The organism is Microbacterium sulfonylureivorans (genome assembly GCF_003999995.1).
GTDB lineage: Bacteria > Actinomycetota > Actinomycetes > Actinomycetales > Microbacteriaceae > Microbacterium > Microbacterium sulfonylureivorans.
The window spans coordinates 402,745-415,475 of record NZ_RJAD01000003.1; the positions used below are offsets into that span (position 1 = coordinate 402,745).

The window sequence follows — 12,731 nt, forward strand, 5'->3', positions numbered from 1 at the left end:
TTCCGTCCTTTCCAGTCGGGTCTGCTGCCGTCGCTCCACGGGCACAGGACGGGGCCCGGACGGCCGACGGCACCGTCCGGACCCGGCATCCCACTCAGAAGCCCGAGTTGCCGCTGCCTCTGTTGATCACGAATCCGCCGTCATTGAGCAGACCGGCGGTGCCGGATCCTGTGACGGTGGTGTTCGTGAACGATGCACTGCCGCTCGCGTGCGTCTCGATTCCGTACGTGCCCGATCCGGTGATGCTCACGTTGGAGAAGGACACCTGCTGGATCGACTTCTGCCACGAGATGAGGACGCCTGCGTAGGTGCTGTCGACGATGCTGACGTCGCGGATGACGACGGGTGCATCGATCGCATGCACGTCGGCGTAGATCCACAGCGCACCCAGGTCGGAGGGCCAGTTCGTCTCCTTGCTGCCCGTGCGGGTGAGCGTGTTGCGCTGTACGGTCGTGGTCCCGGTGAACGGCACTCCGAACCGCGTGCTCACCGCGATCCCTGCGGCTGCTTCGACGGTGTCGGCGACGAGGTTGTCTTCGATCCGGTTGCCCCCGCCTCCGCCATAGATCGCGAGGCCGTTCGACAGCGCGGGCGCCTGGACGGTGTTGAAGGCGAAGACGCTGTCTTGCACGGCGCTTCCGTCCGACCACATCGCCAGTCCGTCGTCTCCGGTGTTGCGGAAGGTGGACTGGATCACCTGCGAGTTGCGCACGCCGTCGCGGAAGTTCACGCCGTCCGCATACGTGTCGCGCACGCGCAGACCGACAGCCAGCACATCCCTTGAGCCAGGACGCACCCACAGGGCGACCTTCGTGTGCTGGATCGACACGTTCTGCACCAGCGTCTCGCTGGCGAAGTCGCCCTCGATGGCTGCCTGGCCGGCGGAATCCTCGCGCTGCGTCGCGCCGCCCTGGATCGACAGATCGGCGATGGTGACGCCGCCGCCCGTGCCGTAGAAGCCGCCGGCGTTGCCTGCCCCGACGAGCGTCGAATACCAGGGTCCTGCTCCGAGGACCGTGACATCGGACACCTGGATCGCCGTGCTGACGTCGAACGAGCCCGACGGAATCCACACCGGAACCCCGGCGGCCTTCGCCGCCGCCACAGCAGCATTGATCGCGGCAGTGTCGTCACCGCCGCCGGAGGTGGCGCCGTGCGACGTGATGGACACGGCACCGACAGGCGCGGTCAGCGCGGCCGGGATCGACTCCGCCTCGACCAGGTCGATGTCGATGTACGGCACCACCGCGGAGTCGATCTGCAGAGTGATCACCGCACCCGCAGCCTGGGCCGGGATCGTCACGCGCGTCTCGTCGTAGAAGCGGTGCGCCAGTCCCCCGCTCACGACGTTGTCGAACGGATACGCGCCGTAGACCCACGCGTGCTTGGACGACAGCGTCAGGTCGGTGACCTTGGTGCCGTTCGCGTACACGCCGATCGGGGCGGTCCGGCCGGTTCCCTCCGCGTTGTCAGGCAGCGAGTACCTGATCGACAGGCCGTTCGCGGGCGCCGTGAGCGTGATGCTCACCTGCTCCCCCGCGGCATCCAGTCGAACAGCACGTCGGCCGCTCGACTCGGCCTGCACAGTGCGGTAGGTGCGGGATGCCGCGAGCACCGAGCCGTTCGTCGAGCCCGCCTCGGCCTCGTACTCGCGGTAGGGCGTGGTCGCGCCTCGTGTGGCGAGCGACCCCTCGCCCGACAGCACGATGCTGTCGATCAGCACATCCGTACCGGGCGCGCCGGCACGGACGCCCACGGTGTTGACGCCGGCGCGCACCGGGACGCTCGCCGTGACCGTGCGCCAGCCGCTGCCGGCAGCGAGGGTGACTGTGCCCGCCTTACGGGCATTGACCAGCAGGTCGAGCGTACGTGCGGTGGAGGCCTGGAAGCGGATCGTCACGGTCGCCGACGTCGCCGCAGGCATGGCGAGCGTGCGGATCATGCGGGCTCCCGTGGCGGTGAAGCCTTGAACGTATCCCGTGCCGGCGAATCCGGTCGTGGCGTTCGCGATCGAGGCACCGCCCGAGAAGTACGCGAGCTCGGCCTCACCCGGTCCGGCGGGCTCGGGTGCGACGTTCGCCGCAACCTCGAGCCGGTCGAGGTTGACGTTGCCCGAGTCGCCGGCACCGAACGTGAGCGCGATGTCGTGGTCGCCCGCGGCGAGGGTGACGGTCGACACCGCAGTCCCCCATGAGGACCAGCTCGCGGTCGCCGGCAGCGTCAGCTGACCCTGCGACACCCCGCCCACGAGAAGCGTGAGCGTCTTGGCCGCGCCGGTGCCGTTGGCGTAGCGGAAGGTGAGAGTCTTCGACCCGGCGGCCGCAACCTGCACCTTGAAGGTCGTGGTCGCGTTGCCCTTGTTGCCGTCGGTGTAACCCCCCACGAATCCGGTGCCGCTGTAGCCGCTGTGATCGTCGGCGACGACGGCTCCTCCGGACAGCGTCGCGGTCTCAGCCTCGAAGACGGGGCCGGGTCCGTACCCGCTGCCGCTCGTCGGTGTGCTGACATCGAGCGCGTCGAGGTTGACGTTGCCCGAGTCCGCGGCGCCGAACCGGTACACGATCGTGTGCGCCCCGGCTGACAGGGTCACGCCGACACCGTGGGTCGCCCAGGTGTCCCAGTTCGTCGTCGCGCCCAGCGTGATCTGCTGCGAGACCCCGTCGACGACCAGCGTCAAGGTCTTCGGCGACCCCGTTCCGTTGGCGTACAGCAGGCCCAGCGTGTGGGTTCCAGCGGTGGACGTCGAGACGGTGAAGCTCGTAGCGGCGGTTCCCTTGTTGGCGTCCGTGTAGCCGCCGACGAACGCGGTTCCGCTGTACCCGATGTGATCGGTGGCGAGCACGGCTCCCCCGGTGAGGGTCGCACTCTCAGCCTCGTGGCGGGTGGTCGCGGCGTGCGCGGGAGCGGCACCGAGCGCGACGAGCAGGGCCCCCAGCACAGCGACGGACGTCAGCAGCGCAAGGGTGCGCCGGCTCAATCTGGACAGGATGGTCATCTTCGACTCCGATCGAATTCGGCGCTCGGGAGACGGCCGTCGGTGGCCGCGCGCTGATTTAGCGTTACACCATACCGATCGCATCGGTGAAGCGGAAGAGGCGGATTCCACGGGCCAGTCGAGTGAGGCGCGTCAGTCGGCGCGGGGCGGGGCGACGGTCCCGCGCTCGACCAGTTCGATGCCGAACGACACCGGCACCCGCGGGCCCTCGCGGCCCTCGATCTCGTCGAGGATGATGCGAGCGGTCTCAGCCACCTTGGAAGGCATGTCCTGCGCGACCGTCGTGAGCCCCGGCGACGTGTAAGCGCTCATCTCGAAGTCGTCGAAGCCGATGATCGAGACGTCGCCGGGAACCGAGGCGCCGGACTCGACCAGACCGGCCATGATGCCGATCGCGAGCACGTCGGCGGTCGCGAAGACCGCCGTGACCGCGGGGTGGTCACGGCGCAGACGCAGGCCGAGCTCGCGCCCATCCTCGAACGAGGTCAGCACCTGCTCGACCTCGATCGAGCCCGCGTCGATGCCGGCCGCCACGCAGGCCGATCGGAAGCCCTCGAAGCGCTGCCCGACCACCCCCATGCCCTCGTACGGAGGACCCGCGAAGAGCACGTGGCGGTGCGCCGCCTCGGCCAGGCGCGCGCCGGCGACCCAGCCGCCGCGGTGGTCGTCGGTGCGCACGCCGATCGTGCGCGGATTCGCGGAGTAGCTGTCGAGCGCTACCAGTGGGACGCCGTCGATGCCGATCCGGTCGATCTCGGCATCCGTGAACTCGACCAGGATCGCTCCGTCGAGCGACCACCCCCGGATGGTCTGTGCGATCTCGTCCGCATGCTCGATGCCGCGGAGCAGGACGTGGTAGCCGCGGTGCCGGAGGTGCTGCTCCACGCCGCCGATCACAGCGACGGTGTGCGGGCTCATGAGCAGGCTGGATTCCTCGCGCACCGGCACGAACGCAGCGACGATGTGCGACCGCGACGCCTTGAGGCTGCGCGCCTGGATGTTCGGGACGTAGCCGAGGCGGTCGGCGATCTCCTGCACGCGCGCGATGGTCGTCTCCGAGACGCGGGCGCGCTTGCCGTTCATGACGTTCGACACGGTCATCACGCTGACGCCGGCCGCGTCCGCGATGTCGCTGAGTTTGACGGTCACTGGCCCACCTTCCGCGTTCATCCTATGGCGCGCTTGACGGCCGAGACACGTGTGGTCTAACGTTCCATCAGATTTACCGATAAAGTATCCCTGGAATTGGTCGAAGGAGACCCATGCACACGTCTGCGCCGACGCGGTCCCGCGTCGTGATCGCCGCTGCGGCACTCGCGGCGCTCGTCGGGGCGGGGCTGGTTCCGGCATCCGCTGCCGCCGCCGCGCCGCTCGAGTACGAGGCTGAAGCCGCCACGCTGTTCGGAGGTGCCGGCGTCAACGACAACCACCTCGGCTACTCGGGTGCCGGATTCGTCGACGGGTTCGTGCTCGACCACCAGGGCGAGGCCGGCGTCACCTTCGACGTCGACGTGCCCGAAGCGGGCGAGTACGGACTCAACCTGCGGTATGCGAACGGCCTCGGGTCCGACATGACGCTGTCGCAGGTCGTGGGCGACGAGGATCGCCAGATCGTGCTGCCGTCCGCGGTCGGCGCCGGCTGGAGCCAGTGGTTCATCCACCAAGAGGTCGTCGAACTGGCGGCGGGTCCGCAGCAGATCACCTTCCGGTTCGACGACGACGACTCGGGCAACGTCAACGTCGACGCCATCTCGCTCACGACGGTCGGCGACCTCGAGACACCCGGCGGCGGGGCGACCGACCCGGACGACGTCCCCGGCGCGGGTGCCGACACGCGCTGGGACGACGTGACCGAGGTGCTTCCGGTCAAGGCCGCACCGAGGAAGGGCCACGAGTACGAAGCGGAGGCGGGGTTCGGCGCCAACGGCGCGGTGACCGACGACACCCACGGAGCGACGGCAGTCGATGTCTCGGCCGCACGTTCCCGCCTCGTCGTCACCACGTTCGCCACCGACGATCGCTCGCAGCGGGTCACCCTGCGCTACCGCAGCACCTCCGCCGAGCCGGTGCGTCTGATCGCCGGAGCCGACGGACTCCCCCTCGGCGTGATCACCCTGCCGACGTCGGCGACCTGGCGCGAGATCGCCGTCCCGGTGGCGCTGCGCAGCGGGCTGGGCACCTTCGAGCTTCGGCGCACCGATGAGGCCGTCGACGGCGAGGTCGCGATCGACGCAGTCCGCCTTCAGCGGGGCGAGGCGCCCGCCGAACGCGGTGCGACGCTCGGCACCACGGTGTACGAGGCCGAGCACGGGCTCACGAACGGACAGATCCTGGCGCCGAGCCGTACGTTCCGCGAACTCGCCGCCGAGGCGTCCGGACGGCAGGCGGTGACGCTCGCCGATACGGACGACGCGATCAGCTGGACGCTGACCGAGCCCGCCGACGCGCTCGTTCTGCGCGCATCGATCCCCGACAGCGCCGACGGCGCCGGGCAGTCCGGCACGCTCGCGCTCTACGCCGGCACGCAGAAGATCGCCGACGTCGCCGTGTCGAGCGCGTACTCGTGGGTCTACGGCGGATACCCCTACGGCAACGACCCGTCGACCGGCGGCGCGCAGCGTTTCTTCGACGAGAGCCGAGCCACGTTCGCAGAGCTCCCGGCCGGCACCACGCTGCGTCTCGTGAAGACCCCGGCCTCGGGCGCGCTTCCCTACACCGTCGATCTCGTCGAGACCGAGGTGCTCGCCGCGGCCTTCGCACGGCCCGCCGACTACATCGACGTGCGCAGCCACGGCGCGACCGCCGGCGACAGCACCGACGACACCGCCGCCATCCAGGCGGCTGTGGATGCCGCGCGCGAGGCGGGCACCGGAGTCTGGGTACCCGCGGGGCGCTTCGTGATCGCGGGACTCGTCCGGCTGTCGGACGTGTCGATCCGAGGCGCAGGGCCCTGGCACTCCGAGCTCGCCGGCCGCGACGACCACGGGGGGCTGTACGCGATGGGCACGGGCGTGACGATCGCCGACCTGATGGTCGCGGGAGACGTGCGCCACCGCAACGACGCTCAGTTCGACTCGGGCGTCGAGGGCAACTTCGGCCAGGGCTCGCTGGTGCAGAACGTCTGGATCTCGCACACCAAGACCGGGGTGTGGGTGGATGCCGGCACCGACGGCCTCCTCATCACCGGGCTGCGCGTGCGCGACACCTTCGCCGACGGGGTGCACCTGCACGGTCGCGTCAGCGATGCCCGTGTCGAGCACGCGAGCGTGCGGAACACCGGCGACGACGCGATGGCAATGTGGTCGGCCGGCGGAGCAGTCACGCGCGGGGTGTTCACGCACAACACGGTGCAATCGCCCCTCCTCGGCAACGGGGCGGCGATCTACGGCGGAGACTCCAACCGCATCGAGCGATCGGTCATCGCCGACACGCTGACCGCCCCCGCCGGCATCGCCGTGAGCACGCGATTCAACCCGGTTCCGTTCAGCGGCACCACGGTCGTCTCCGGAAACGACATCCACCGCAGCGGCGGCTGGGAACCCAACTGGAACACATCATTCGGCGGCATCTGGGTCTTCGCCGACACCAGCCACATCACCACCCCGGTGGTCATCACCGAGACGCGGATCATCGACTCCGGCTACGAAGGGATCCTCGTCAGCGGGAGTCACTGGGTGAACGACCTGCAGGTGCGCGACGTCACCATCGAGGGCACGGGCTCGTACGCCGTCGCTGCGCGCGTAGGCGGCGAACACCGGTTCGGCGACGTGCGGGTCTCGGGAGTGACGCAGCCGTCGGACGGCCGCAACCACCTCTGGGGCACCTTCATCGACGAGGGCGGCAACACCGGCCTGCTGGCCGCGGCGAGCGCGACGTGCACCGTGGAGGTGACGCCGAGGCCCGTGAAGGGCGGAGGGTTCACCGCACGGGTCACGCTCCGCAACACCGGCACGAAACCGCTCCCCCTCGGAGCGCTGTCGTGGCACGCCGGCAGCGGCGAGGCTGTGCTCCACGCGGGCGGGGCCGCCGTGTCGCAGAACGGCGGCCGCGTCGAGATGACGCCGGACGGTGCCGCTGTGAAGGCCGGTGCCGCCCGGTCGTTCGTGATCAGGGGGACGGCGAACGCCGAGGAGATCGCCCTGCCGACGGACTTCGTGCTCGACGGGGTGGAGTGCGCGCGATGACCGATCAGCTCCACGACATCCAGGCCGGTCACACCGTCACCGGTGTCGCCGATCCATGGTGGCGCGACGCCGTCATCTACCAGATCTATCCCCGCAGCTTCGCCGACGGCAATGGCGACGGGACGGGCGACCTCGCGGGGGTGCGCAGGCGCCTCGGCTACCTGCGCGACCTCGGAGTGGATGCCATCTGGTTCACCCCCTGGTACGTCTCACCCCTCGCCGACGGGGGCTACGACGTCGCGGACTACCGCGCAATCGACCCCGTCTTCGGCACTCTCGAAGAAGCAGAGCAGCTGATCGCAGAGGCGCGGACGCTCGGCATCCGCACCATCATCGATGTGGTGCCCAACCATGTCTCCGACCAGCACGCGTGGTTCCAGGCGGCGCTCGCTGCAGGTCCGGGATCGCCGGAACGCGAACGGTTCTGGTTCCGGCCGGGGGGTGGGCCCTCCGGCGACGAGATGCCGACCGACTGGGTCTCGAGCTTCGCCGGCACGACCTGGACGCGCACCACGAACCCCGACGGAACGGCCGGCGAGTGGTACCTGCACCTGTTCGCCCCGGAGCAGCCCGACCTCAACTGGAGCCACCCCGACGTGCGGCGCGAGCACGAGGACGTCCTGCGGTTCTGGTTCGATCGGGGCGTCGCCGGCATCCGCATCGACTCCGCCGCCTTCCTCGCGAAGGATCCCGCTCTGCCGCCGCTGTCCAGTGCGCGGCCCGGGGCGCATCCGCACATGGATCGCGACGAGCTTCACGACATCTACCGCGCCTGGCGCGAGGTCGCCGACTCGTACGACGAACCGCGGGTGCTGGTCGGCGAGGTGTGGCTGGAGGACGCGAAGCGGTTCGCCGCATATCTGCGACCCGACGAGATGCACTCGGCGTTCAACTTCGACTTCATGACGCAGCCGTGGGATGCGGTCGCGATGCAGACCTCCATCCAGCGCACGCTCCGCGAACACGCACCGGTGGGAGCGCCCGCGACCTGGGTCCTGTCCAACCACGACATCACCCGGCCGGTCACCCGTTACGGGCGGGCCGATTCGGGGTTCGCCTTCACCCGCAAGCGCTTCGGAACCCCGACCGACCTCGCGCTGGGCACTCGTCGTGCGCGAGCGGCCGCGTTGCTGGTCGCAGCGCTCCCCGGCGCGCTGTACATCTATCAGGGCGACGAGCTCGGGCTGCCCGAGGCGGAGCTGCCCGTCGAGGTACTGCAGGATCCGATGCACTTCCGGTCCGAGGGGATCGACCCCGGAAGAGACGGATGCCGCGTCCCGCTTCCCTGGTCCGGCCACCGGGCGCCTTTCGGCTTCGGCACGGGAACCCCCGATCGCTCCTGGCTGCCGCAGCCGGACGACTGGGGATCGCTCACGGTCGAGGCTCAGTCCGACGATCCCGGTTCGATGCTCACGCTGTATCGCACCGCCCTCCGCATCCGACGCGATCGCGACGACCTGCGCGGCGAGTCGGTCGAGTGGCTCGACCTCGGCGCCGAGGTCATCGCCTTCGCCCGCGGGGCGGGCACCCTCAGCGTCACCAACTTCGGCGCCACGCCGATCGAACTGCCGGCGCACCGGCAGACACTTCTCAGCAGCGTGCCGCTCGACGGAGCGCTGCTGCCCCCCGACTCCACCGCGTGGCTCGCCCTGTGAGCGCGCGGACCCGGAGGAAACGTCCCCAGGACGCCACGATTGACACAGCAGGAAAGGAAAGGACAGGACTATGAGGATGCGACGAAGCATCATGATGATCGGCGTCGTCAGCGCCGCCCTGACGCTCGCGGCATGCGCGGGCGCCGGCGAAGACACCAGCGGAGGCAACGGCGGCGACGGCGGCGCCGACGAGAAGCTCACCTTGTGGGTGGACCCCAATCGGGTCGTGGAGATGCAGCCGCTCGTCGACGCGTACCAGGAGAAGTCCGGCGTCGAGATCGAGCTGGTCGAGAAGGCGGTGGACGACATCGGCCCCGACTTCGTGGCGCAGGTTCCCACCGGCGAGGGCCCCGACATGATCATCTCGGCCCACGACGGCCTGGGTGAGTGGGTGAAGAACGGTGTCGTCGCGCCCATCGAGCTGGGCGACAAGGTCGAGGACTTCGCCCCTGTCGCCTCCGCCGCGATGGCCTACGACGGCAAGTACTACGGTGTTCCGCTGGCTCTGGAGAACGTCGCGCTCGTCCGCAACAACGCCCTGCTCTCCGAGACCAACGCGACGACGTTCGACGAGCTGATCGCCGAGGGAAAGACGGCGAACACCGAGTTCCCGGTGCTGATCCAGCAGGGCGAGCAGTCCGATCCGTACCACATGTACCCGCTCCAGACCTCGTTCGGCGCCCCTGTCTTCGAGCAGAACGCCGACGGCTCGTACACGTCCGAGCTCGCGATGGGCGGCGAGGCAGGGCATGCCTGGGCGAAGTACCTCGCGAAGCTCGGAGCGGAGGGCGTGCTCGACATCGCCGTCGACGGCGCAGTGGCCGGGCAGGCCTTCGGCGACGGGAAGTCGCCCTACATCATCACCGGGCCGTGGGGCATTCCCGGAATGCAGGAGGCCGGCATCGACTTCACGGTGCTCCCGGTCCCCAGCGCGGGTGGGGAGCCGGCACAGCCGTTCGTCGGTGTGTCGGGCATCTTCATCTCGGCGAAGTCCAAGAGCCCGGTGGTGGCCAACGACTTCGTGGTGAACTACCTCACGACCGAGGAGGCGCAGGACCTGCTCTATGAGTCCAGCAAGCGCAGCCCGGCGCTGCTCGCCTCAGCGGAGAAGGTCGACGACCCGGTGATCGCCGGCTTCAACGCCGCCGGGGCCGCGGGTGCGCCCATGCCCGCCATCCCCGAGATGAGCGCGGTCTGGGGCTTCTGGGGCACCACCGAGGCTCAGATCATCGACGGCCAGGTAGACCCGATCGAAGGATGGGACGCCCTCGTGAAGAACATCCAGGACGCCATCGACGAAGGCTGAGCCACGCTTCCGCCCGCCTGCCCGAACGATCGGCAGGCGGGTGGAAGCAGCCTTCCCTCCGCATACGCAATGCACCAAGGACCCACCGATGGCGCTTCCCACCTCCACAGCTCCCGCTCCCTCGCCTCTCCCCGACCCGCCCCCCGCTCCCGCCCGCGCTGAGCGCGGCCGCACCCTCGGCGTGGGCTTCTTCGTCAAGCTCATCCTCGTCGGACTGGCCGATGCACTCGGCCTGTACGGGATGCTGACGGCCTGGGCGATCGGGCAATGGGCGATCCTCATCTCCCTCGTCGTCATACTCGCGCTGGTCAACTGGGCGTACTTCTCGCGCCGCGCCGTGGCCGCGAAGTACCTCGTTCCGGGCCTCGTCTTCCTGTTCGTGTATCAGATCTTCGTCATCGGCTTCACCGGGTACGTCGCGTTCACCAACTACGGCGACGGTCACAACTCGACCAAACAGGACGCGATCGCGCAGATCTCCGAGCAGAACGAAGTCCGCGTCGACGGGTCTCCGACCTACCCGCTCACCGTGCTCTCACGGGGCGACCAGCTCGCCTTCGCGATCGTCGACGACGGAGCGGCGCTGCTCGGCACGTCCGGGCAGCCGCTCGACGAGGTGCGGAACGCGACCGTGGACGACGGCCGGGTCACGGCATCCCCGGGGTGGGAGACACTGACGTTCGCCGACATCGCCCAGCGCCAAGACGAGATCGTCGCCCTGCGGGTGCCGATGTCCGACGATCCTGCCGACGGGTCCCTCCGCACCCAGGACGCCTCGACGGGTTTCATCGCCGTGCCCGTCCTCCAGTACGACGAGGCCACCGACACGTTCGTCGACACCACGGACGGGACCGTCTACCGCGTCAGCGACACCGGCAACTTCGTCTCCGACGACGGAGTGGTCCTCACCCCCGGGTGGCGCGTCGGCGTCGGGTTCGCGAACTTCGGCACGATGATCACCGATCCGCGGATGGCGGGGCCGTTCGCTGAGATCTTCGTGTGGACCTTCGTCTTCGCGTTCCTGTCCGTCGTCACGACCTTCGCCCTCGGGATCTTCCTCGCGGTGGTGTTCAACGATTCGCGCGTGCGCGGGCGGAAGATCTATCGGTCCCTCTTCATCCTCCCGTACGCCTTCCCGGGGTTCCTCTCCGCACTGGTCTGGGCCGGGATGCTCAACGACCGATTCGGATACATCAATGTCGTGCTGCTCGGCGGCGCCGATGTGCCGTGGCTCACCGATCCTCTGCTGGCGAAGTTCTCAGTCCTCATGGTGAACCTCTGGCTCGGATTCCCCTACATGTTCCTCATCTGCACCGGCGCGCTGCAGGCCGTCCCCACCGACCTGATCGATGCCGCACGCATCGACGGAGCCGGTCGATGGCAGACCTTCCGAAACGTCACCCTTCCCTTCGTGATGATGTCGGTGGCGCCGCTGCTGATCTCCTCGTTCGCCTTCAACTTCAACAACTTCGCGCTCATCTACATGCTGACCGGCGGTGGTCCCAACTTCGTCGGCACGCCGTACGTCGTGGGGCACACCGACATCCTCATCTCGATGGTCTACTCCGTCGCGTTCGAGAGCGGCAGCAAGCAGTACGGCGTCGCGAGCGCGCTCTCGCTTCTGATCTTCGTGATGGTGGGCATCATCTCGTGGGTCGGATTCCGCCGTGCACGACGTCTGGAGGAGTTCTGAGATGAGTTCTGAGATCAGCAATGACACGCGCCTGAAGGGGCTGCGCTGGTGGAGCGAGCTCGGCTGGCGCCACGTGATCGGACTCGTGATGATCGTGATCTGCGTCTTCCCGCTGCTGTACGCGCTCTCGGCGTCGTTCAATCCCGCGGGGACGCTGACCGGTTCGTACGAGCTGTTCCGCCAGCTCTCGCCGGAGAACTACGCCGAGCTGCGTGCGAGCCCGTTCGGACTGTGGATGCGCAACTCGCTGCTCGTGTCGTCGGTGACCGCGGCCGGCACCGTCCTCATGGGGGCAGCCGCGGCCTACGCCTTCTCGCGCTTCCGCTTCAGCGGGCGCCGGGCCGGTCTGACGACACTGCTGCTGCTGCAGATGTTCCCGCAGATGCTCGCATTCGTGGCGATCTTCCTGGTGCTGCTGGCCATCACCGATGTGTTCCCGGCACTCGGACTCAACTCCCACCTCGGATTGGTCTGCGTCTACCTCGGCGGCGCGCTGGGAGTGAACACCTTCTTGATGTACGGGTACTTCAACACCATCCCACGCGAACTCGACGAAGCAGCCACGATCGACGGTGCGACGCACACGCAGATCTTCTTCCGCATCATCATGCGGCTCGTTGCTCCCATCCTGACCGTCGTCGGCCTGCTGTCGTTCATCGGCACCTACAGCGACTTCGTCATCGCGCGGGTCGTGCTGCAGCGCTCGGAGCAGTTCACGCTCGCGATCGGGCTGTACAACTGGGGCTCCGACGAGCGCAATGCCCCCTGGGGCGTGTTCGCGGCGGGCGCCGTCCTGGCCGCGATCCCGGTCGTCGTGCTGTTCCTCATCCTGCAGCGCTACGTCGTCTCGGGCCTCACTGCCGGCGCGACGAAAGGCTGATCAGGCCCAGCCGGTGTC

At 68.8% G+C, this 12,731-nt stretch carries 7 protein-coding genes; 5 read left to right on the top strand and 2 right to left on the bottom strand.

Features of this window, described 5'->3' with window-relative positions:
• Positions 1 to 94: 94 nt before the first annotated feature.
• Entirely contained in the window at positions 95 to 2,995 is a 2,901-nt protein-coding gene (locus EER34_RS15365) for a CBM35 domain-containing protein (RefSeq protein ID WP_164743584.1), read from the bottom strand.
• A gap of 132 nt (positions 2,996 to 3,127) precedes the next feature.
• A complete protein-coding gene (locus EER34_RS15370) occupies positions 3,128 to 4,144 on the bottom strand; it encodes a LacI family DNA-binding transcriptional regulator (protein ID WP_240642413.1) in 1,017 nt (338 codons plus the stop codon).
• Between the two features lie 113 nt (positions 4,145 to 4,257).
• On the opposite strand from EER34_RS15370, the gene EER34_RS15375 reads away from it, so the two are divergent.
• The 5 genes from EER34_RS15375 to EER34_RS15395 all read left to right on the top strand — a co-directional run bounded on the left by EER34_RS15375 (position 4,258) and on the right by EER34_RS15395 (position 12,713).
• Complete coding sequence (locus tag EER34_RS15375) at positions 4,258 to 7,179, top strand: CBM35 domain-containing protein (protein ID WP_127476269.1); 2,922 nt, start codon at positions 4,258 to 4,260, stop codon at positions 7,177 to 7,179.
• A complete protein-coding gene (locus tag EER34_RS15380; RefSeq protein ID WP_127476270.1) occupies positions 7,176 to 8,834 on the top strand; it encodes a glycoside hydrolase family 13 protein in 1,659 nt (552 codons plus the stop codon). The genes EER34_RS15375 and EER34_RS15380 overlap by 4 nt, the downstream gene beginning before the upstream one ends.
• Positions 8,835 to 8,910: 76 nt before the next feature.
• On the top strand, positions 8,911 to 10,140 hold the full coding sequence (locus EER34_RS15385) for a sugar ABC transporter substrate-binding protein (RefSeq protein WP_127476489.1): 1,230 nt from the start codon (positions 8,911 to 8,913) through the stop codon (positions 10,138 to 10,140).
• Positions 10,141 to 10,228: 88 nt separating this feature from the next.
• Positions 10,229 to 11,833, top strand: a complete 1,605-nt coding sequence (locus EER34_RS15390; RefSeq protein ID WP_127476272.1) for an ABC transporter permease subunit — start codon at positions 10,229 to 10,231, stop codon at positions 11,831 to 11,833.
• A gap of 1 nt (position 11,834) precedes the next feature.
• The gene (locus EER34_RS15395; RefSeq protein ID WP_127476274.1) at positions 11,835 to 12,713 is read left to right on the top strand and encodes a sugar ABC transporter permease; all 879 of its coding nucleotides are present in this window, start codon (positions 11,835 to 11,837) and stop codon (positions 12,711 to 12,713) included.
• Positions 12,714 to 12,731: the final 18 nt, after the last annotated feature.